The organism is Chitinophaga polysaccharea, from assembly GCF_902150045.1.
Classification (GTDB): Bacteria; Bacteroidota; Bacteroidia; order Chitinophagales; family Chitinophagaceae; genus Chitinophaga; species Chitinophaga polysaccharea_A.
Window position 1 is genome coordinate 574,724 of record NZ_CABFVU010000004.1, and the last position, 21,221, is coordinate 595,944.

Annotated in this window: 19 protein-coding genes and 1 pseudogene; 10 read left to right on the plus strand and 10 right to left on the minus strand. The window is 43.9% G+C overall.

Annotation, left to right across the window (positions count from 1 at the left end; translation table 11 throughout):
• The first annotated feature begins 225 nt into the window (after window positions 1-225).
• Window positions 226-594 carry a hypothetical protein gene (locus FN124_RS27085; RefSeq protein ID WP_142687905.1) on the plus strand — a complete coding sequence of 123 codons (369 nt, stop codon included), beginning with the start codon at window positions 226-228 and terminating at the stop codon, window positions 592-594.
• Window positions 595-721: 127 nt separating this feature from the next.
• Here FN124_RS27085 and FN124_RS27090 read toward each other — a convergent pair whose 3' ends face one another.
• From FN124_RS27090 to FN124_RS27110, 5 genes and pseudogenes are all read right to left on the minus strand, one after another.
• Window positions 722-1,297 carry a hypothetical protein gene (locus FN124_RS27090; RefSeq protein WP_142687906.1) on the minus strand — a complete coding sequence of 192 codons (576 nt, stop codon included), beginning with the start codon at window positions 1,295-1,297 and terminating at the stop codon, window positions 722-724.
• Between the two features lie 6 nt (window positions 1,298-1,303).
• Window positions 1,304-2,704: a RagB/SusD family nutrient uptake outer membrane protein gene (locus FN124_RS27095; protein WP_185937399.1), complete on the minus strand. Its 1,401-nt coding sequence runs from the start codon at window positions 2,702-2,704 to the stop codon at window positions 1,304-1,306.
• 22 nt (window positions 2,705-2,726) lie between these two features.
• The gene (locus FN124_RS27100) at window positions 2,727-6,395 is read right to left on the minus strand and encodes a carboxypeptidase-like regulatory domain-containing protein (RefSeq protein WP_185937400.1); all 3,669 of its coding nucleotides are present in this window, start codon (window positions 6,393-6,395) and stop codon (window positions 2,727-2,729) included.
• 460 nt (window positions 6,396-6,855) lie between these two features.
• A pseudogene (locus FN124_RS31855) lies at window positions 6,856-6,927 on the minus strand (FecR domain-containing protein); the annotation flags it as partial.
• Window positions 6,928-7,189: 262 nt separating this feature from the next.
• On the minus strand, window positions 7,190-7,726 hold the full coding sequence (locus tag FN124_RS27110; protein WP_142687910.1) for an RNA polymerase sigma factor: 537 nt from the start codon (window positions 7,724-7,726) through the stop codon (window positions 7,190-7,192).
• A 421-nt stretch (window positions 7,727-8,147) separates the two neighbouring features.
• Between FN124_RS27110 and FN124_RS31565 the strand changes: the two genes are divergently transcribed.
• From FN124_RS31565 to FN124_RS27135, 5 genes are all read left to right on the plus strand, one after another.
• A complete protein-coding gene (locus FN124_RS31565) occupies window positions 8,148-8,276 on the plus strand; it encodes a hypothetical protein (protein WP_260607595.1) in 129 nt (42 codons plus the stop codon).
• 416 nt (window positions 8,277-8,692) lie between these two features.
• Entirely contained in the window at window positions 8,693-8,905 is a 213-nt protein-coding gene (locus FN124_RS27115) for an RNA polymerase sigma factor (protein ID WP_260607603.1), read from the plus strand.
• 96 nt (window positions 8,906-9,001) lie between these two features.
• Window positions 9,002-9,187 (plus strand): hypothetical protein, encoded by a 186-nt coding sequence (locus FN124_RS27120; protein WP_142687912.1) that lies wholly within the window; start codon window positions 9,002-9,004, stop codon window positions 9,185-9,187.
• Between the two features lie 121 nt (window positions 9,188-9,308).
• Window positions 9,309-9,782 carry a thioredoxin family protein gene (locus tag FN124_RS27125; RefSeq protein ID WP_142687913.1) on the plus strand — a complete coding sequence of 158 codons (474 nt, stop codon included), beginning with the start codon at window positions 9,309-9,311 and terminating at the stop codon, window positions 9,780-9,782.
• Between the two features lie 443 nt (window positions 9,783-10,225).
• Window positions 10,226-11,479: a thioredoxin fold domain-containing protein gene (locus tag FN124_RS27135; RefSeq protein WP_142687915.1), complete on the plus strand. Its 1,254-nt coding sequence runs from the start codon at window positions 10,226-10,228 to the stop codon at window positions 11,477-11,479.
• Window positions 11,480-11,981: 502 nt separating this feature from the next.
• Here FN124_RS27135 and FN124_RS27145 read toward each other — a convergent pair.
• Window positions 11,982-12,254, minus strand: a complete 273-nt coding sequence (locus FN124_RS27145; RefSeq protein ID WP_185937423.1) for a 5'-nucleotidase C-terminal domain-containing protein — start codon at window positions 12,252-12,254, stop codon at window positions 11,982-11,984.
• On the opposite strand from FN124_RS27145, the gene FN124_RS31265 reads away from it, so the two are divergent.
• Window positions 12,253-12,435, plus strand: a complete 183-nt coding sequence (locus tag FN124_RS31265) for a substrate-binding domain-containing protein (RefSeq protein WP_221887925.1) — start codon at window positions 12,253-12,255, stop codon at window positions 12,433-12,435. The two genes, FN124_RS27145 and FN124_RS31265, sit on opposite strands and share 2 nt — an antisense overlap.
• 280 nt (window positions 12,436-12,715) lie before the next feature.
• Here the strand turns inward: FN124_RS31265 and FN124_RS27155 are convergent, their stop codons facing one another.
• From FN124_RS27155 to FN124_RS27165, 3 genes are all read right to left on the minus strand, one after another.
• Entirely contained in the window at window positions 12,716-13,141 is a 426-nt protein-coding gene (locus FN124_RS27155) for an EthD family reductase (protein ID WP_260607596.1), read from the minus strand.
• A 612-nt stretch (window positions 13,142-13,753) separates the two neighbouring features.
• Entirely contained in the window at window positions 13,754-14,278 is a 525-nt protein-coding gene (locus tag FN124_RS27160) for a hypothetical protein (protein ID WP_142687920.1), read from the minus strand.
• A gap of 121 nt (window positions 14,279-14,399) precedes the next feature.
• Entirely contained in the window at window positions 14,400-15,164 is a 765-nt protein-coding gene (locus tag FN124_RS27165; protein ID WP_142687921.1) for a glycoside hydrolase family 11 protein, read from the minus strand.
• Window positions 15,165-16,116: 952 nt separating this feature from the next.
• Between FN124_RS27165 and FN124_RS27170 the strand changes: the two genes are divergently transcribed.
• The gene (locus tag FN124_RS27170; RefSeq protein WP_221887926.1) at window positions 16,117-17,808 is read left to right on the plus strand and encodes a glycoside hydrolase; all 1,692 of its coding nucleotides are present in this window, start codon (window positions 16,117-16,119) and stop codon (window positions 17,806-17,808) included.
• A 194-nt stretch (window positions 17,809-18,002) separates the two neighbouring features.
• Here the strand turns inward: FN124_RS27170 and FN124_RS27175 are convergent, their stop codons facing one another.
• Window positions 18,003-19,046 carry a glycoside hydrolase family 18 protein gene (locus FN124_RS27175; RefSeq protein ID WP_142687923.1) on the minus strand — a complete coding sequence of 348 codons (1,044 nt, stop codon included), beginning with the start codon at window positions 19,044-19,046 and terminating at the stop codon, window positions 18,003-18,005.
• A gap of 353 nt (window positions 19,047-19,399) precedes the next feature.
• On the opposite strand from FN124_RS27175, the gene FN124_RS27180 reads away from it, so the two are divergent.
• Entirely contained in the window at window positions 19,400-20,080 is a 681-nt protein-coding gene (locus FN124_RS27180; protein ID WP_142687924.1) for an RNA polymerase sigma factor, read from the plus strand.
• A 57-nt stretch (window positions 20,081-20,137) separates the two neighbouring features.
• Window positions 20,138-21,130 carry a FecR family protein gene (locus tag FN124_RS27185; protein WP_185937401.1) on the plus strand — a complete coding sequence of 331 codons (993 nt, stop codon included), beginning with the start codon at window positions 20,138-20,140 and terminating at the stop codon, window positions 21,128-21,130.
• Window positions 21,131-21,221 lie beyond the last annotated feature (91 nt).

A 21,221-nucleotide genomic window follows, 5' to 3' on the forward strand; every position in this document is an offset into this window, starting at 1 on the left:
GTGTCTTTTCTTTTCAAAGATAACCGGTAAATTTTATACACAATTAAAAAGGGTCAACCTATCTAGCGATCTATGAAATGCGTTATGTATTTACGCTGTAAAACGCGACTTATGATATAGCCATTTTTTCTGATTTAATTGGTGGATCTTTTGCTAAAACGAATACTACTTTGGGTTTTAATAAAACTATACATTGTTTTATTGTTTAATGTGTATTATGGACGGATGTTGACTGCCAGAATGTTGAAACGTTACAGCTGGCAGCAGCAGGATACTACCTGGCAATTGATGGTTACCAATAAACAATCCCGGCAGGAGAAAAATAAAACCATTGCTTTTTCGTTGGTGAAAACCGTTGGGAACCGGACGTTGCAGAAAGTAACAGGTATTGGCAAACTCAATACTGAAGGTGATACCGAGAGCTTTACCGATGAAGATGATATCGCCGTTGACGCCCTCGAATATATCTATGAAACTGCCGACAGTTATCTTTCTGTAAAATTGCCCTACGACAAAATAGGACTGGCATTTGTGGAGCTGCACGCCAAACGAAAGGATACGCCAAACGAAAGGATACCGCCGTTCGTTTGCTGATGAGGCAGGCTATTCACAAATAGCGGATTGATCGCCATGCCCGCACAATCCCAGATAACTTACTAAGCCGCCGCCATCATACCGAAACCCACCCGGTAAACCTCATTAACATTGGACAAGGCAACTTTCATTTTACTACGATGACTTTATATAGACCAAACATCAGGCTACTTTTCAGGCGGGCATTCGGAGAACTGGTATTCAACCTAACAGGGATGGTTATGATATATAAACCTGGCTGCTTTATACCAGAAATATCCTTTAATATCACCTTGATGGAGTCGGTGGATGCTGTTTGACCCGCTTTGATAGTTACCTTGTCATTTCCCAATATTGTAAACATTCCTGGCCAGAGCTGCGTAGTTCTGGCCTTGTAGATACTCTCAAACACCTGGCCCAACCGGGGATTCTCATCGATGGAGGCGGTTATCTCCACATCTGTCTTGGCTGGATCGGTGAGTAGTACCGGAAAGCAGGTAGGGGAACGCCGGGTATACACGCCAACACTTTGCGATATGCTGTCGCCATCGTTTATGGGTATATTTATATTAGTGCCGGAAGCAGCCAGGTTGTCAAGCACATAAGCGGTCACTTCATCTTTAACCGGGGACTTGTCTTTTTTGCATGCGTTGAAACATATACAGCCACCTGCCATCATGATGGCAAATGGTATAACAGTATTTATTAATTTGGAAGCTTTCATTGGGCGTTATCTTTGATTTTGAATGATGGCGGGATTGTTGGCGATCACCTTCGGCGTAAAAGGCATCAGGTATCTGGGCGAAAGGGCCGGAAGGGTCGCTATCACACTGTCTTTGCTATTCACTCTTGTAAGGTCTTGTTTGAACCTTGGGTCCCTGTTCAGTCTTTTAAGATCAAACAACCGCAGGCCGCCATGAAAAAAAAGTTCTCTTCTTCTTTCCTTGAGTACGAGCGTAAGAGCATCTTCACCAGGAGACACAGTTAACGGGGTATAGTCTGCTTTTTTAAATCGGTATTGCCTTAATTGATTTAACAGTGCTACTGAACTCTCCTCAGCTCCTTTCCTGGCCAGGCATTCAGCCTTAATGAGCATCATTTCAGCCACAGTAAGGCTGTAATTGAATTGCATGGAGGGAATGTTATTATCTGAATATTGTTCATACCCGAAGTGTTTATTTCTGGGCCGTATCTCAAAGTTGATATAAAACCGCAGGTCTTTGGTACCAAGGAGGTCTGATAAGGATACACTGGCATATATTGCCTCATTAAACTGCCAAACATATGATTGGTCGATATAAACCCTTGCCAGCAACACCTCAGGATTTTTTTCCTGGTCTCTAAGGGTAAATGGCTTGTAGGTACTTTCATAATTCAATAATACACTCTTGATTTTTAACGCTCCGTCCGCAGCCGCCAAGGCCTTTTCGTAATCGCTCATCAACAGGTAAGTCCTGGCCAGCATGGCATATGCCGCCGCCTTGCCGGGATGGATCACATCTACGCCAAAATCCGGGAGCGAGGGGGTGTTTACCGCTACCTGAAGGTCTGTCAATATTTGATCATAGACTTCCTTTACCGTCTTCCGCCTGGGTTGTTCCGTGGCATTCGGGTGAAGTATGAGCGGAACTGCAAGGTCCTGTCCCGCGCTGGCGGATTGGTAGTCGGGTCCGTAGATATTGGCCAGCTGAAGGTAATAGTAGGCCCGGTTGATGCAGGCCTGCGCTTTTACGATAGCTTTTTGTTCACCTGTACCTCCATCAGCTTTTTCAATATTGTCCAGGATGATATTCATCTGCAATATCAGTTTGTAGGTGTCATTGTACATGGCGTCGTTATCGGAAGGCTGCCATACCATGGGCGCCCAGGCGTAGGTATTCATGTAATAAGACACTGCGGTATTCCCGGAATTCATCACGTTGTCGGAGAGCCATAAATCGTCGCTCGCGAAATCGGCCAGCATGTAATTGGGTGTTGCGAGGCCGCTGTTATTGAGCATCTCCTCAAAATCGCTTACGGTGCGAGGATTAATGTTAGTTGTATTGTCCGGCCGTACATTCAAAAACTTTTTGCAGCTGCTGACCAGCAATACCAGTGAAATGACAAGTATGAGCCGGAAGATTGGTTTCATTTGCATTGTGATTTTTTTCGCGTTAAAAACTTGCATTGACACTCAGCACATATTGCCTGGGCGTGGGCGAGCTTACTACCCCTATGTTGCTGACCTTTTCAGGGTCAAGGTGATATTTGTTCCAGGTCCATACTGCCACGTTCAATACCTGTGCAGACCATGTCAGGCTTTTGATGGTCTTTTCTATGCGTTTTCCAAGAGGGACCTCATAACCTAATTGGATTTCTCTCAGCCGCACATTATCTGCCGGCATCAGGCTGTTGTTGGAATTCCTGATGAGCAACTCCCTTAAGGGGTTAGGTTGGGCAATGGCCGCAACATCTGTAAAGGCCTCGTCGCCCGGCTTTCGCCAACGGTCCCTGATGGCAATGTTCCTGTCTGGCTCTGTAGTCAGTACCGGCATATATCTTCTCATGATATGCCCGAATTGGAATAACATTCTTACACTGGCAAAGAAACGGCCGAAGCGCAGGCTCTGGTTTAGCGCGCCGGACCAGGGCGCCACTGATGTTCCCAGATATACCAACGAAAGAGAATCGGGTCTGGTTACCTTTTCGTTTTTCTGATTATAGACCCGGGGGGCGCCGGTTGTGTCCAGTCCTGCCCATCGAAATCCCCAGAGGCCCGTTGTGCTATAGCCATCACGCTGGGCCGACAGATAGCTGTCGGTTAGCGTAAAGGCCACGGGCGGCGCACTGATCACCTGGTTGATATTATAGGCGGCATTTGCCGTCACCGTCCAGTCCACTTTTCCACGGCGGATGATCCCAGCCTTTATCGACATTTCCACCCCTTTGTTGGCAGATACGCTGTAGTTTAGTTTGGAAGACAAACCTGTAGCCGGGTCCGTAGGAGCATTTCCGTTTACAAGACCAGCAACGGTTTTGTTATAGTAACGCAATTCGGCCATGAACCGGTCATTCAACGCACCTACGATCAGGTTTATTTCTTTGTTGATGATTGTAGGCGGCAATGTCCCCTGTGTATTGTTGGCAGGCGTGTTGAATCCACCACTGTTTGAAAGTGAATTTGCCTCCGTAACGATATTCATGCCCTGGTAGGGGTTGATATTCTGTAGTGTTGCTTCCACTCTGAGCGTGCTCAGAGCAGGAAAACGGAACCAGGGCTCACCGGCGATGTCATATATTGCACGGCCATTCCATTGACCCAAAGCGCTACTTTTATTCTTTGTATAATCAAGGGATAGCATCAAACGATTTTTGGACAAGCCTACTTTCAACCCACCCTTTAATTCACGGTAGGTTTGACCGCTTAATTCTGTATTGTTAACGCCGGATGCGATAATTGCCGCATTATTCCACAAGGGCTGCAATTGCCTGTTGGCATTAATCAGCGCCGGCGGCAGGCGGGCGGCCCCGGTTTCTGAAGCGCTGACACTCATTTCAAGCTTGCTGATCCAGGAGGCTTTAAAGAAAGGTTCCTGCTTGATATCCCAGGAACCGTTGATGCGTTTCGTGGTAGTTGAGGCATAGGCAGAAGATTCCCCCACATTTGGAGTGAACATTCCGGAGTAGGATGCTCCCAATAAAAAGCGGTCGAGGTAACTGTAGTTCACCCTGGCGTTCATCGTTATACTTCTGCTATAGCTATTAGTGGCGAGCGTAGGTACCAGTAATTGAGGAGCGTCCATGGAACTGCCGAGATAGTTATTGAAACTGGAGGTTGGCCCGGTTAAAACAGGTAGACTGTGGCCTGTCGCCCGATCATACCCGTAAAAGGTGTATGTAGGGAGACCGGCATTTTCCGCATTGGTGGCGCCGCCATCCATACTAACAGACAGACTATGGGCGGTTCCGAATGTGTGGTTAAAACTTAATCCTGTGCGTATGTTGAACATTTTTGTACTGTTCTGTCCTTTTTTCAGGATATCTCCTTTTGGTATATGAAAAATAACATCCTCAACATTCCTGTTATTATCAATGACCCTTTCTCCATATCGATTTATCAATGTCCTTCCCTGGCTGGAAGCCGCCGCTGTGTAGTCGGTTTTATTTACTCCTGACCACTGGTAGGTGATATTCGTGGACCAGTTGAGCCCTTTGGCCAGTTTCCAGTTAATGTTTAGGTTGGAATTAATGTTATTCTGGTTCGATGTACTGTTATTTAATCGTGCATCCTCCAAAGGATTGTATCCGCTGTTTAAATACCCAGCCTCCATCATCTTCTCACCCACATTGGGTGGAATTTCATTATAATTGTAAACATATTTACCTTGCGGGTCCAGCAGAAGCTGGTAGGGATCCCAGTCTATATTGATGGGTGTGCCATTCACCGTCTTGTTATTATAGAAATCGGTCATCAAGGCTACTTTCAATGTGTTTTTTAACAAGGAAAGGTTATGCTTCATATTGAAGCCAAATCTTTGGGCTTTATCGTTGATCAGCTGATTGCGGTTCATGGTCCAGAGACCCGTTGCCGTAAAGCTGTAATTACGCATCCCCATTGCAACGGACAGCGAATGATTTTGCTGGAGCTCGTCCCGTTGCAGCAGCTTCATTTGCTCTCGGTTAGAGAGCAGCGCGAGCGAATCCCATTTTTGCTGGAATGCAGTCTGCGTCAGTGTTTCCCTATAAAGATCGGCCAGGATCCTCTCAGCGGGAGACAGAAAACCAGGCGTACTAGGAGTTTTATAAGTCACAATCCCTTTGTCATAGGCTTCTTTGTAGTAATCCAGTATGTCTGCTGAGGATGCCAGCCGTAATTTTTCTGCGCTTATATCTGGCGCCGGCGTATAGTAAAAATTACTGCTGTAGCTGATTTGCGGCTTGCCTTTTTGAGGGGTCTTGGTTGTAATTAAAATTACACCACCGGCTGCTTTGGGCCCCCACTTAAGACATTCCTCGGGATCTCTGATAACTTCAACAGACTCCACATTGTTCATAGGTAGGTCTGCTGGAAAGTCGTCCCGAATAAAACCATCGATTACCACCAGCATACCGGATGTTCCTCCAGTAAAGGAGTTGGCGCCTCGTAACTCTGGTATAATGCCCGTACTGCTGGTAAACTTCTCTGCTTTATACGTGTTATCTGCTGATTCAGAACCCGGAAGACTAATACTAACATTGTTCTCCTCCCCGTTTTCCACTGCCCTTTTAAAGTCTTCGAAAGTCTGATATTTTGGTACGCCACCACCCAAAGCACCAAATCCAGAGGAAGTAGTAGGTGGGTATTTCCTATAATACTCTTCAAGGCTCATTACTCCAACGCCCATGTATACTTTTAATTCCCCTGTTTTTGTCTGAGATCCTCTCCGGAGCGTCAGCCCGGGAACAGCTCCTTCCAACACCTGGCTGAGATTGAGGTGCCCCTTATGTTGCAGATCCACCTTAGTACCCACGGTCTTCTTGCGTTCAATACTGAATTCTCTGAGCGTATTGACGCCGGTTTCCAGCTTTACCACGGGGTTTTCAGCAAGGGACTTGACCGACAATGATCTTTCCTGAAAACCCACACAACTGAACTGGACCATTGCTTTATTGTCGGCGCAGCTAATGGTGAATGCGCCGTTTCGATCCGTGATGGCTGACTTTCCCTTCTTTACCCTTACGGTACCACCCACTACCGGCCTGTTCTTTTCATCTACCAGCCGCCCGCTGATTGTGATAAGCGATGGCTGCCCCGTAGGAATAGGCAACGGGATATGCTGTTGGGCATTTCCGGATATGCTCATGTGCATCAATACCAGGATGAATAACAATTTTCCGCAATGTGCCGTCAGGTGTTTGATATCGCTGCTTAGGAAGCAAGTGTAAAAATTAAACATTCTTCATATAGATTTGAGATTCATAATTCCTGCTTTGGAAAGACTGGTACAAGTGCTTCTTATGAAAGGCCTGCCAGTGTACCTCTTTTGCCGTCAGGTTGTTCGAATAGTTACCGTCTGTGGGCGTCATGAACTTTTAATTTTGGTTGGATTTTATTTTTCAATCGCTGATTCTATATGGTTAGCCGACCGCGAAGACTCCCCGGGAAATAAATTGTAATGACTGGTGGTTATTTCATTACGTAAATAATACTTCCTTCAATCGTGAAGTGAGCGTCAATGGTAGCGGACCGCAGCGCCAATACTTCCACGATACTGTTGGTTTTTGAAATTGGTCCCATGAATTTTCTGTTTGCTTTTCGCCCTGATAAATAATTTCTACATCATACCAACGGTTGATTCTCTTCATAATGACTTCAATCGGTTCACAGTCAAACATAAATTCATTGTTCTTCTACGCAAGGGCGGCTTCCAAGGTCGGCAGGCACAACCTGCCATCTGCCAGCCCAGGAGAGAATGACTGCCCATTTCCAGGGTTGTTGTATACCATTTGGCCGGCAGGCATATGTGCCTGATAAAATATCGCCCTGGTGGCTAACTGTTCTATACCTATACAAATGAAAAAGATCCCATAACTACACTGGTAAAAATCTTTTCGCATAATTTATCTAGCTATACCATATTGACTATATATCGATTGATTACAATCCAGTATAAAAATTTTTCATTTTTTTGAGCGCCTTGCCCATTTGGTTATTAACAGTACTTTCAGACACGCCCGGTACCATCGCGGCTTGTTTGTGGCTTAGCCCGTTGATCCTGTACTGGATGAAGACTTTGCGGCATCCGGGAGACAGACTGATAATCGCGTCATTTAACAGCTTGTTTGTTTCCTTTGCAAGTAGTATTTGATCCGTAGAAAGAGGATCCGTGATCTCGTACTTTTTAATTTCAGTAAGAACATCTTCTTCCCGGTGCATACGGTCAAAGAGATTTATAAGCGTCCTGCGAGCTATTGTGTACAGGTAGCTTTTAAAAGACCGTTCAGGGTCCAACCAGCTACGGTGGTCCCATATTTTAATGAAAGCGTCATGAATCACATCTTCCGTCAGTACTGTTGATTTGGCCGGTTTCAGGATAAAATAGCTGAGCGGCTTTACGTGCAAGAAGTATAACTGGCTTAAGGCATCGCTATCTCCCAGCCGAAGGAGTGTGACTAGTTCTTTTTCCGCATGCATTTGACATTCAGTTTAGGCATAGACAATATATTTCGATGTAGCAGCCGTGAAATGGTTGTCACTTCGACAGGAATGCAAGTATTAGCATTTAACACCATTTTGCTACGCAATGGCAAGTCTTAGAGATATCGGCAACCAGGACATAAGCATGCTATGCTCTATCTTGTATTTTCACCACTTCTTTTTATTAATGATGCAGTGGATGTTAAGTTTTGGCCGGAGACCAGTGTCATTTTTTTGTAAATTTCCCCTTGAGCTGGAGCAATTCGGTAACGTTTGGCTATCGGACCCGCTGGATTGAAAGAATATTGGGGAGAAGCATTTTTTGATTTCTAACAGCACAATTGTGTTAAATTTAATGAAAACTATGCTGCTGAACTGAACCAGTTCACTGTCCTATTGTTTCAGGTAAAAAAGACCGGTGCGAAAACCCATAGTAGATATTGAACAACTGACCGCTGCTGTGATTGGTCACTATGGCGCGATTACACACATGGGGTCGGCGCCCGATGGTATGGAGTCGTTTGCATTCCTGGTGGTCATCTCCTGAAAAATATATATACTACGGGTCCATCAGCAGGCAATGGATTTGAAAAAGATGATTTCGCCAACCGGCATTTCAGCGGACCAGCGTTGCCGGTACCGGAAATAGAAACTATCGGGCTGCTGGATAACGGGGCGGCATGCCCCTTGCCAACTATGGATTTAAATTCACTGCGGATAAATCATTTATGGAAGAGAGCATTCAGGCCCTTTTTCTGAAACTGTGGCGCAATAGAGATTCGATTGTTCCACCCAGGTAGTGAAACAATACCTGCTATTATCCATCCGGCGCATCTTATTGTGCAAGATGGAATACAACCCTTCCCGGCTGGAGGAAACGTTTTCCGCAGAACACATTCCTTTTTATCTGGAACTGTCTGATGAGCATCAGAGCGGAGCGGGCCAACGGAGTTGAAGCGAAAAGTGGATGCCTTAATGGATACACTGACGCACCTGCAACGGGAGGCTATCTTTTTGAAATTTTCCGAAGCTCTGTCATATGAAGAGATTGCGGAAATCCTGCAAATCAATACAGGCGGCACATACCAACTCGTCTATCGTGCGCTGGAACGCTTACGAGAGCAATTCGGCGACTTCTCCCTGCTTGTGTTGTTATACCTGCTGCAACGCCGTTAAAAAATTTTTCTAAAAAAATTTTTTCGGAAAATGAGGGTAAATTTTGTATTCCATTGTCTCTTTAGGATGATGGGGAAAAACTATCAAGGTTATCTGATGGAAGGTTTTCCGGCGAATGAATACTTTGTCCTCAGCAAAGCCCCGCGCTTTGCAAAAACACGCAGGCATACCTATAACGGACAAGCCTATACGCTTAGGCACAATGACGATCACTACCTGTTCCTCATTGTGCCTAAGCTGATACAGATGAATCCGGAACGGGAACCAAACGAAAGGAAATAAAATAATAGACATTCGCCGCCGGAGGGCTATTTTAAACCGTTGTTGAAAAATGAAGGCTATAACGTAAAGGATATAGGACCCTGACTTAGCTTTGTAAAAAATCAAACTAACACATTGATATATGATGAAAAAATTGTTGCTGTTAGCCTTTTTGTTGCCATTAGCCGCCATGGCACAGGATCAGGGCATTCGTTTTGAACATGCCCTGAGCTGGAAAGAGGTGAAGGCGAAAGCCAAAAAAGAAGGCAAGTTTATTTTTATGGATTGTTTCACCACCTGGTGCGGTCCCTGTAAAAAGATGAGCAGCCAGGTCTTCACCGAGCCGACAGTCGGTGAGTTCTTCAGGGAGAAATTTGTATCGGTGAAAGTACAGATGGACAAAACGTCCACGGACGACGAGGCGGTAAAAAGCTGGTACGCCGATGCAGCAGCCATTGCGAAAAAGTACGGTGTGAGGGCTTATCCCACGTTTCTGTATTTCTCTCCCGAGGGTAAATTGGTGCACGTGGAAGAAGGCAGCATGAGTGCCATCTCGTTTCTTGACGCTTCTGCGCGTGCACTGAAGCCGGCAACCACAACCAGCCTAACACGCTGAAACGCCTGACAAAAGAAGCGCTGGCCATACATGAAGAAGGGCGAAACACTCTGAACAAAAATGATGATTACAAATTGTGCTAATTCGTAATCATCATTTAACATTGGCGTGGATGGCCACATAGTTATGAATCGTAATATTGCGGTTTGGCTATGTGAAATTCACCTTTGCAGCGTTTAATTTTATCCTGGCAGAAGCGGCGTTAAGAGGCGGACCAGTGCCGATGCCGGTGATTTTCATAAGAAAGGGATTACCGCATCCATAGCGTTTTATAGGGTCAGCGCGTCAGATATCAGCAGCCATTTTACAAGTATGCCCATGAAGACCTTTTTCTGTTCAACATACGCCGGTGCGTAATTACCGCTGCTCTCGCCTTTCACGGCATCGCTGCAGGGTATGTTCCCTACTTTCAAGTCGTAAAACCAAACCAACACATTAAATTTATGATCAAAAAATTATTATTATTATTAACCTTCTGGTTGCCATTCGCTGCTATGGCGCAGGAAAAAGGTATGCATTTCGAGCATGGCTTGTCCTGGGAACAGATCAAAGCCAAAGCCAAAGCAGAGAACAAATACATCTTCGTGCACTGCTTCACCACCGGGTGCGAGATTTGTCCAAAGATGTCAGCCAACATTTTCCCGCAGGAAAAAGTAGGAGAGTTCATGAATGCCAAATTCCTCAATGTGAAGGTACAGATGGACCAGACCCCCGAAGACGACGAAGAGGTGAAAAAATGGTATGATGATGCTCTAAAGATAAAGAAAGACTATGTAGAGAAAGACGATAATATCGGGAGATGTCCTACCTTTCTGGTCTTTTCACCGGAGGGTACCATCGTTGACCAGCAGGTAGGTGCGGCAAGAGACGCTGACATGTTCCTCGCGCAACGTGCTGCTTCCCTGGACCCTGATCAACAGTATTACACCCAGGTGGAAAAGTACAAAAACGGTCAGAAAGACACTGTTTTTCTGCGTAAGCTGGCTTACATGGCAAAGGATATAGGTTATGAGGGAATTGCATTTGCGGCAGCCAAAGCTTACCTTACACAGCAGCCCGAACTTTACACACCCGGTAACATTGATTTTGCACGTGCTATCAGCGTCAATCCCAAAGATGATATGATTAGCTCGATGCAGCATAGTTTGGAGACACCCGACATTATCAATCAACTTGGTGGCGTAGAAGCTAAATTAGTGGAGATAGTCGGTAAGGAGGAAGTATACGCTGCACTGCGTACCATAAATAAATCTGCACCCGACTGGGCAGCCATCGAAAAAAAGGTAAAGGCTAAATATCCGTCCATTGCAGAACAACTGGTACTGAAAACCAAAATCCAGTATTTCAGTGATAAAAAAGACGGTGATAACGCGGTAGCGAACATTGTCGCCTATATGAAAAAATACGGCAACACAGCTGATCCGTACACACTCAACGAATTCGCCCGGACCACCTTTGAAAAATGCAAAGATCAGAAATACATAGAACAGGCCCTGGAATGGAGCAAACGTTCTTTCAGAGAAAATGAGATGCCCGCATTTATGGACACCTACGCCAACCTGCTGTACAAAGCCGGTAAAAAGGCTGATGCCCTGGCCTGGGAAGAAAAAGCCATGAACAAAGCTAATGGTGAAGAGAAAAAGAACTACGAAACTACCCTGGAGAAAATGAAGAAAGGGGAGAAGTACTGGAATTAAGAGATAGTTGGTTATCAGCAGAGAGGGCTTACCGGGAGGTGGGCCCTTTTTATTATCATTGGTCGTATGTACTGTATTTTTGGGCCACATCGGAAAACCTGTCCTATAATATTTCCCAGCTGTTTGCCCAGGGTGGGCGACAAGATACTTAAGGTATTGGCAACAACGCCTGTTGGTTGGCTATTGTCTATTATCAATACACATTTCTTTGATTCGATAGTTACTCCGGTATTGTTCATGATTTTAGATCTATTGTTCCGGCGAATTTATAGGAAATGGCGTTTGGATGCTATATAAGGTTGTAATATTGGGAGTTATTTCTAAGTTTGATTCGTTTTTTACGAACAATTCCTAATTCAATCGCTTTAAAACACTAAGAACAGGGAAAAAGACCATGACGAAACTGGATAAAACAGATGTTGGTATAGTAAGTGCCTTGCAGGATAATGCTAAGCTGAACGTGAAAGAGCCGTCAGACTTGTTGCATATCCAAGACCCCTCTTTATGAGCGTATAAAACGGCTGGAAAATGAGGGGTACATTACCGAAAAACGTACCAGCCATCCACCAAAACGTTCGCCAGGGTTTTTTGAAAAAGCATTGTTAATTTCCTTTTCTAACCAATCTTTGACTTGCCGCCCGGTAACTTCTCCTACCTTCATGTGTTCATTTACAGGCAGCAATCGCCACAAATCCTCCTTTGTAATCGCCTTCCTGCCACTTTCATCAGGAACACCGGAAGATATTGCTGTTGTAGGGTTCAATAACGACTTCATGAGCAAGATAACCGAACCCGAATTAACCACCATAGATAACCCGGCTATGGAAATGGGGGAAATTGTGGCCAAACACCTGCTCCAGCAGTTGAACGGGAATATTCCTGTTGCCACCAATAACAAAATACTGCTTGAATCAAAATTGATCGTAAGAGCCTCTTCTTTGCGTATCAAAAGCTAAGACCCGGGCAGCCTGCCACTGGCGCAGGCGCTTTTACATAACCTTTTGTTTGTGATAAAGTATTTCAGAAGAAATGGATGCGGATCTTAGTGTCAGTCAAGGATCCAGGAAATACTGTTGTAGCAGAGGAATATAAATAATGCACTTAAAATGTTACTATAGAGAAAGCTGCGGGTATACAACCTTATCTCATTTGCATGATAGTTTACGCCAGTGAGGTATAGAGCACAGACCATTCTGAGCGCACCGCCTACACATCACTTCATAAAATAAGTTAGCTTTATTTTATGACTTCGCTTACCAGGATGATTGGAGTGGCATTGGTATAGTTTGCAAAATCTGCGCGGATCGCATCTCTGTTTCGAGCGATGGCCGCTTGATATTCACTTAAACTTTTTACATAAAAAGTGCCAATGGCCATAAAAGGTAAAGGTTGATTAGGAACACCACCGGAAAGCCCTTTTTCAATAGTATATTTAACCAGATTTGACCCTAAGAAACCCGCAACCATAGGCATGTGCTTAGTTTCATAGTATTCCATATTGAAAGTTTTACCCTCGGCATAAGGATACATGACGGATATCTTAATTAAGCCCTTTTCTGCAATAGCAATGTTGTGTTTTGCGGATTTCCCGGATCGCTTTTCCTGACTAAATGCCACAAAACAGGCGAATAAAAGCAAAAATGATAAGATAAGTTTGAACATTATGATTAGTTAGGTTTAAGTTAAAAATACTTGAATTATTTTGAATATATATACAATGAATCACATTGTCAAATGGATTTAGAGGAAATCGAATCTGAACAGGTCTGATGCCAGGAACAATTTTCATACGCTTATCATTCCCTTAATTTGATACCTTTGCCTTAGTTCCCGGATACTTCTCAGGTACTTAGGAATCGTCTATGTGTAGTACTTACCATATAGTCCTCATACTGAAATATCCCTGAGTTTTTACATTAGCTCACAGGCGGTGCGATCGCTTTTTCCAAATATGGTGGTGTATAATATCATTCTATTTGGAACGTTTTTCGGCATAGTTCTACAAAATGTGGCAAAAGCGGCGGGTTTGTTTTTGCATACATCTGCCGGTGAATAATTTGGGGTTGTATTTCGAGGTATGACACTTTCTGATCAGATGGAAAGCGTAACAGGTATAGCTATAGAAACTGTGTCGTCGTCCAGCGCACCCGCGAAAATGGCCAGGAAATTGGCGGAGCTGGTAAGCCGGTAAATTGCTTCGTTCAGCTTTCTTTATACAATAACCAATTGTAAGCCTAACCCGTGCTATGCGCGTCAATTTACACTCCCGCCTTTTTATTTGTTATTGCTTTTTTCTAACAGTTCTTCATACGCAGGCTCCTCTGGCTTTTCCGTACCATCAGAAATTTTTATTCCGGCTTTTTCAAATTCCCGGGTTAATCTTTTATCGAAACCTGCGATGTATAATGCAAATGATGAAGAATCTTTTACTTCAGGAATTGTCTTAAAAGGAGCAGCCGATTCTTTAAACCTATATAAAGTGGCTTCAGTACTATCGTTGCCTTCAAGAAGTACTGAGTCACCATAGTCTGTAATCTTAGCCGCGTAGCGATTCGTAAGGTATTTCAAAGAATCATTCTCTATTTTGTAAGGAAGCCCGAACCGGCCAACTTTCTGATTATAAAAAACTATGTATTGCGAATCAATATCAAATTCGCTATACCCATTTGCCATTGAAAATCTATGCCATTTTCCGATCAGAAATTTTCTGTTTCCTTCAATATTTTTAGGATCCGGTGAATCGCAGGCAGAAAGAGCAAAAATGAAAAATGCAAGAAAATAGGGTATTGATCTCATCATAACTAATAGTTAGTATATTAAAGAGGCATTCTTAATCCGGGTAAGTGATGGGAAATAACAGACAGATACTACCTGGCAGAAAGCCCGGCAGTATCTGTCTGTTATTAATTTAAACCAGTGTTTATTGCGCCCAAATGGTACAGTTAATATTGCCATTAGTATTAGTGCCCCAGGTCTCTGCAACCATAATGGCCGGAATATTTAACTGGCCAAGAGTATACCCTAAACTACTCCACTTGTTATAGTGGTTGGCAAAAGTAATGACGCGGTTTTGTCCGGTAGTAACTTTTGTGACTCTGGAGCTATAGATCTGTCTGAAGCCATCACCACCATCAATATTTTTACCTGTCACCCAACGGGTCCATACGTTATAACCTGCACCATCGCTTTCAAATGTCCCTAAATAAGTGCCGGTATGCGGTGATACTGCACCCCATGTTTCATTCACATAATACTCATAATAAGGGTTTCTGCTCCATCCATACCAGCCGAAAGTACCACCACCGGAATTTGAATAAGTACCAAGATTATATCCTATTTTGTAGGATGCAGAACCTACAGAATAGCCTTTACCGCACGTAAAGTTGCCATTAAATCCGTTCCAGTTAACGCTGTAATTTCCTCCAGGGCCATTCGCGTAATTAACTGTACCGGTAGCACCATCACTTTTCCAAAGTGACCAAAAAAAGCCGTTATGCGTACCCGATTGGTAGGATTGGGCCGCGACTTCAGTTTTGGAAAGACGTTCAATGCCAGCTATATCGGGCTGGGTCTTTGCTTCTTTTTTACAGCCTGTTAAAATTGTAGAGCCTGCAAGTACAACGATTGCAGCAGCGCTAAAAGCAACCTTCCTGGTTACTTTTGTCAGTGGGTTTTCTTTTTTCATATCGTGGGTTGTTTGGTTAAAGAAGCAAAAAAAGCATATTTAAAAATGGAACAATGCTAATAATCACCAAATTTGTTGCACAAATGTTCATACTCTGCTTATTGTTAACCTATATTCAGAAATGTCACATTGACCACAGATAACATTGAAAATGCTAATTTTCGGTGTATGAGAAGTTATTGGGGGAGTGGCTCTTTTAAAACCGTGAGAGAATACCGGAATGACCTTCATAAAATAAGAGCCTATCTGTCTATTTCTTAAGAACGGGTTGGAAAAGATAAGGCAGGACAAATGGTTCGGAAATTTTTTTCCGTAAGGGTAAAAAATCGAATTGAGTGTCTCTTTATGACGGGTTCCATCTTTTGGAGAATGAATAATCCAGAATCTTTATCTTAACCTGACGTATCGATGCTGAAAAAAGAAGGTATTTCCACGTTGTTCAAGACTACAGCGCAACTGTCTTTCCCTGTTTGCCTGAAGGACCTTACGTCCTTAGAAAAGGGCTATCATCAAATATCCGTTAATGTTCAGTTGTTATTTATTACCGGAGTGGTAAAAAACTCCTGTTTTTTGTTAGGTGTAGCCCCTGTTCAGAGAATTTAAGCCATGATGAAAGCCTGGAATGCGTCTCAGGGCAATCCTGTCCGGTTATGCCTTCAGAAGACCACAGTATTGAAAACGACCAGGTTGAAAAAATGACAGACCCAAAATGAGACACCTTCTACATGCAGAGAGCCGGTTCAGTTTTTCCGGTTTTACAATTTACACTAAACGGCAGGCAAAAACAGCGCAGGCCATTCATTTAAATAAAGGCTGGCAGTCTGCCGGGCTGTAATTGCCTCGTAATGTCTGTGGCCTTCCTTCCGTAAGCCCTTTGCTAAATGCTATTTTATTCGAATTTGGTTAACTCAGGTTTATTTATCGTTTAAAAATAATCAAAATGAAACTGGAAATGTTTAGAAATTTGTGGCTGATATACGCAGCCGTGGTTTTAATGACAGCAGGCTGCAGCAAACCGGGCATTTTTCGGTTGGATGATGTTCCGGGTACGATCAAGCCCGCTGTTAATAGTAAGGCAACCCTGGACTGGAATACAACTTACCAGCACATTCAGGGTTTTGGCGTGTTTGCGGGAAGGGCTATACCGTTTTTCGAATCAGCCCATAGAGACACTGTTCTTGCAAATTTGTTCGGCGATAATGGGCTTCGCCTGAATATGATCCGTGGAGAGATTTTGTGGACTTATTCTTACAATCCATCCAATTGGAATGTAACGCTACATCCTTCCAATGTCAATATTACGACAGATCCCCAAAGCGCTGTGTATAGAGAACTGGATTGGTTAAAAAAACAGGAACTCAGTCAACTGTGGATATTGAAGAAAGCAAAAGAACGTTATAATGTGCCTGTCATGTATGCCTCAGCATGGAGTCCTCCTCTTGCTATGCGTATTAATCCCAAATCGGAGAAACCAGGGACGATGCAACTTGTGAAGTTTATTAACGCCCTTATTAATCATGAGGACACAACCGGCATGCTTGATTTCCTGAGAAATGGTAACTCCTTTGCCTCCGGCGCCGACACCCTGTTTAATACACTGAATTTTAAAACTTCGGCAGACAGTTATGCACGCTACATTGCGGGATTTTTGCGGGCGTATCAGAAGGAAGGTATCCGCTTTTATGGTGTAAGCCCTGCTAACGAACCAGACAATATCGTTGCGGAGTGGGCAAATTGTGTCTGGTCGCCTAAACAGCTTGGACAGTTTATTTCGAATAATTTAAGGCCGGTATTAAACAGTTCAGGCTTTTCAAATGTGAAGATCTTATCTCCCGAAGCTGCTTCCTGGAGAACGTCTGATGCATACCTGAACGGGTTTGGATTGCATAATTCCGGATCATTCCTGGAGGGAATAGCTAATGCTATTGTGTCGGGTTTTCAGCTGGCGTTCTTCGGAAAGGAGCCGATGGATCAAAGCAATATTGATATCTATGCCACGCATACTTATTCAGATGCTGCCGATGCAGGGGAGCAATGGAGAACTGGTGGTAAAGCTGGTGGTCTCCTTGACCTGAAGCCCGGTTCACTGGCGGTATCAGGAAAACCTGTATGGGTAACAGAAGCCTCAGATGCCATGGCTCCGGCGGATGCGTCCATGGCTGAAGGGCTGCATCTTGGTATAAACATATTCAATGCCCTGACAACAGGCAACGCAAGTGCCTATACTTTCTGGCTTGGACTTTTAGATAACAGGAATAATGAAGCATTGATATGGGGAGATGGGCCAACCGGGCCGTTGACATATCCCAAACTGTACGATGTAATGGGTAATTTCTCCCGTTATATAGGCGCGGGGTATGTTAGGATCGGGGCAACACAACCCAATCCCGATTTACGGATAGCAGCCTTCAAAGATCCCTTAACCGGTAAATTTTCCATAGTTACCATCAATTCAGGAGATGGGGAGCAGCACTGTACATTAAGCCTGACGGGTTTTAAATCCGGTAGTCTGACCGGGTACCTTACAAGCGACGCTAGTAGCAGTCGCTGGAAATCCGGCATTGTTCCTGTAAATACCGACGGTACATTTAATGTTGTAGTACCCGCTAAAAGTATAGTTACCTATACAGGCGTTAAAAATTAACCTGATTCTGTTAAATCCGGATAAATAGTAATTCGGTTTTCGCTGAAGAGGCTGTATCATAAGTAATTTTTACTCGATTTTATTCGGGTACCTGATGGAGAGAATTTTCGTTTACGCAATTCTCAGGACCTTCAGATTACTTTTGATACAGCCTCTTTTTTATTAGCTTTCTTCATTTAAAAATCCGGATGGTGCTACCGTACCTCGTCGTTAACACCTGAAAATTCGCGTTCGTACAGGCAGCCGGAAGGATCGGCAAGCATCATGTTTTTTAGCCTTTGGGCAAAAGGCCTGTAAACACTGGGCGATGATGACCGGCCCCGCACATCAAAAAAGAACATGCCTCCAATACCATCCGCCTTTGCTTTTTGGGCATAATCAGTGCTATATGCATTTTCTTTGGCGGTAGCAAACCATTTGTTTTTTTGAAACCCATAGGTGGTTAAATAGCCTGCCTCCGGATATTGTGGGTAGTAGGGACAAATAATGGCATCAGCTATATCTCCCATTTTGACAGTAGTGCCGTCAGGTTTTGTATAAGGGACAGCGCCGGCGCCGTATTGATAATAACATAAAAAGATATCGGGCAGCAACCGTTTTATTTCAGACATGACCATTACATATGATGAAGGGTGGGTGCCGGAAGCGTGCAGTGAATATTCATCATCCGCAAGTATGGCTTTGAATCCTTTTTCTCTCACCTCTTTGGCTACAATGCCGGCAAAAGCGGTAGCGTCGGCAAGGGTTTTGAAATTATCCCATCCTGCCTCGTCCCAGTTACCCAGAATGGACAGTCCTACCGGCATACCGGCCGCCTTTACTTTGTCAAAAACACCTCCGGGCTTCATCATAGCAACATGTTGTGCGTTATATTGTATGTATGCCTTACCATAATTCGTATTGGAAATGGTTTTACCAGGAGTAGCCGGGTCAGGCAACATACTTCTTCGATCAATATTAATATTGGCCGAAAATGGGAAGGCCATGTCAAACATAAACTTGCCAGCCGTGTCCTTATAGCAGAGCACATTGGCGAAATAATGGTCGTTCGCTTCTACTGCCGCGATCATCAGGCCGGTTTTGCCTTTCCACGGATGAGAAGCGTTGGCGGCCTGTTCCACCGGTTTTTTAACAACAGGAGAAGGATCCTTGGAGGCTTTATTACAGGAGACACTTGCCAGTATACCGTACGAAAGCATTACCAACGGAAGATGGAGAAGTCTTTTTTTGTTTTGCATAATATTGAATGTTTTTTTCAATTTATGCTTAGCCGGATAAAAGATCATTAAACTAGTATAATAATTCAATTGGCCCTCCTGGCCGGGACAAATGGCAACACAATTTTCAGCAAGTGCGGTGGTGGAACATTAATTCAGGCGATAAAACAAGAATATATTTAATGTGTGCAAAAAAAGACTTTTCATTTATACGCTAATAAATTCTTATTTTCATTAAATTCGTTTAATTAATTTCTTATAATGATATGTTTATCAGGATAGAGTGGCTGATTGGTCGTAGCTTTATACTTATGTAAATTTGGGCCGTATATGTTAAATATACTAGCTTTAAACCGAAAAACTCACTGACCTTAATGCCTAAAAATCAAAACATTGAGGAGCATCGTCAATGGCGACTGTTACAATCAGGCGATATGAGTGCATTAACCTATTTCTATGAGAAATATGTACATCTCATATTTAACTATGGACTAAAGTTTACCAGGGAAGATGATCTGATCGATGATACTATACAAGATCTTTTTATTCGCGTTTGGCAAAAACGGGAGAATCTGGCTGCGCCCGATTCTGCTGAGTACTACCTGCTTAAATCTTTCAGAAATATTCTTTTCAGAAAATTATCCCAGAGAGTCAAACGTGCCCATAGCGAATTGGAAGAGGAATATGTGGCTGATGCCGAGCCGTCTTTTGAAGCGCAATTGATCATGGAGGAACATTCAATTGAAACGGATCAAAAGTTAAAAAAAGCCTGGCAGCAATTGCCTGCCAGGCAGAAGGAGGCTTTGTACCTGCGTTTTTATACGGATGCTTCTTATGACGATATCGCAGGGATAATGGGCATTTCTGTGAAAGCTACCTATAAAACAGTTTTCAGGGGGCTGGAGAAGTTGCGGGAAATGGTGATCGTTACGCTGGTGTTGTTCCTTTGTGCGGGCATCGGATCTTTTTTTGAAGAATTACCGCTACCGAAGGGTAAAATAGGTCAGGTAAGGTGTCTTTCTCTTGAATTATATAATCATATCTTCAAACGATAGTAGCTGAACAGATTTATGAAAAATGATCATTCAATAGAGACTTACGCTGGATATGAGATGGACGACTTTCTTGCAGATGATAGTTTCCAGGAGTGGGTGAAGAAGGATCTTCCGGAGGATAGGGAATTCTGGCAAAAGTTTATATACACCTATCCCCAGAAGGAAAAAGAGGTGAGAGAAGCACATAGGCTGCTTAGCCGGCTGAAGTTTGTGGAAGCGCCTCCGGATCATGTCCGGTACCAACGGATCTGGCAAAATATACAAGCTGGTACGGAAGTACCTGAAACAATTGTACGCCGTATGTCTCCGGGAAGGAGGTGGATATCCGTTGCTGCAGCTGTTATAATACTGTTTTCGCTGGGAATGTGGTGGATGAACAGCAGGAGCCTTACCATCCAGACCGGCCGCGCTGATGTGCGGAAGTTTGTGCTGGCCGATCAATCGACTGTTATGCTGAATGCAAATAGCAGACTTACTTACCGTAAGAATTTCAATAGCGCCGCCAAACGGGAAGTATGGCTGGAAGGAGAAGCCAAATTTAATGTCAGGCATCTTGAAGAAAGCGCTTCAATAACTCCGCATAGTTTTATTGTACACACCCCGGAACTTGACCTGGAGGTATTGGGTACCAGTTTTAATGTAAAAACCCGTCGATCAGGCACCAATGTTATGTTAGCGCATGGAAGTGTTCTTGTGCGCTTCAGAAAGGAACCATACAACACCGTGCTGCTTAAACCCGGCGAAATGCTGGAGTTTGCACCAGGCGCAACGCCTATACTGCACAAGGCCGTGGATTCTCTTAGTATCAGTGCATGGACGCAGCAACGGTTTGTTTTTTCCAATACCCCCTTGAACCAGGCAATACAACAGATTGAAGATTTTTACGACTGCACGATAACTGTGAAAGATTCCTCCCTGCTTCGATACAGGATTACCGCATCAGTAACAGCGCCCCCCGTACAGGAGCTGGAAACAGTGCTTGCCGGTATCCTGAATATGAAAGTGATCAGGAAAGGAGATGTGCTGGAGATCGTGGGGGCACAGCAGTAGCGGACTGAGCATTCTTATACAACAGCCTTGTCAGGAATATGATCAAAAAATTTCCATGTTGGTCATTATACGTATGCCTTATCCTGTTCTC

Excerpts from the sequence above, each read along its gene's own strand:
- FN124_RS27085 (WP_142687905.1), top strand. The coding sequence starts at position 226 with ATGTTGACTGCCAGAATGTTGAAACGTTACAGCTGGCAGCAGCAGGAT.
- FN124_RS27090 (WP_142687906.1), bottom strand. The coding sequence starts at position 1,297 with ATGAAAGCTTCCAAATTAATAAATACTGTTATACCATTTGCCATCATG.
- FN124_RS27095 (WP_185937399.1), bottom strand. The coding sequence starts at position 2,704 with ATGAAACCAATCTTCCGGCTCATACTTGTCATTTCACTGGTATTGCTG.
- FN124_RS27100 (WP_185937400.1), bottom strand. The coding sequence starts at position 6,395 with ATGAGCATATCCGGAAATGCCCAACAGCATATCCCGTTGCCTATTCCT.
- FN124_RS27110 (WP_142687910.1), bottom strand. The coding sequence starts at position 7,726 with ATGCATGCGGAAAAAGAACTAGTCACACTCCTTCGGCTGGGAGATAGC.
- FN124_RS27120 (WP_142687912.1), top strand. The coding sequence starts at position 9,002 with ATGGAAGGTTTTCCGGCGAATGAATACTTTGTCCTCAGCAAAGCCCCG.
- FN124_RS27125 (WP_142687913.1), top strand. The coding sequence starts at position 9,309 with ATGATGAAAAAATTGTTGCTGTTAGCCTTTTTGTTGCCATTAGCCGCC.
- FN124_RS27135 (WP_142687915.1), top strand. The coding sequence starts at position 10,226 with ATGATCAAAAAATTATTATTATTATTAACCTTCTGGTTGCCATTCGCT.
- FN124_RS31265 (WP_221887925.1), top strand. The coding sequence starts at position 12,253 with ATGAGCAAGATAACCGAACCCGAATTAACCACCATAGATAACCCGGCT.
- FN124_RS27145 (WP_185937423.1), bottom strand. The coding sequence starts at position 12,254 with ATGAAGTCGTTATTGAACCCTACAACAGCAATATCTTCCGGTGTTCCT.
- FN124_RS27155 (WP_260607596.1), bottom strand. The coding sequence starts at position 13,141 with ATGTTCAAACTTATCTTATCATTTTTGCTTTTATTCGCCTGTTTTGTG.
- FN124_RS27160 (WP_142687920.1), bottom strand. The coding sequence starts at position 14,278 with ATGATGAGATCAATACCCTATTTTCTTGCATTTTTCATTTTTGCTCTT.
- FN124_RS27165 (WP_142687921.1), bottom strand. The coding sequence starts at position 15,164 with ATGAAAAAAGAAAACCCACTGACAAAAGTAACCAGGAAGGTTGCTTTT.
- FN124_RS27170 (WP_221887926.1), top strand. The coding sequence starts at position 16,117 with ATGTTTAGAAATTTGTGGCTGATATACGCAGCCGTGGTTTTAATGACA.
- FN124_RS27175 (WP_142687923.1), bottom strand. The coding sequence starts at position 19,046 with ATGCAAAACAAAAAAAGACTTCTCCATCTTCCGTTGGTAATGCTTTCG.
- FN124_RS27180 (WP_142687924.1), top strand. The coding sequence starts at position 19,400 with ATGCCTAAAAATCAAAACATTGAGGAGCATCGTCAATGGCGACTGTTA.
- FN124_RS27185 (WP_185937401.1), top strand. The coding sequence starts at position 20,138 with ATGGACGACTTTCTTGCAGATGATAGTTTCCAGGAGTGGGTGAAGAAG.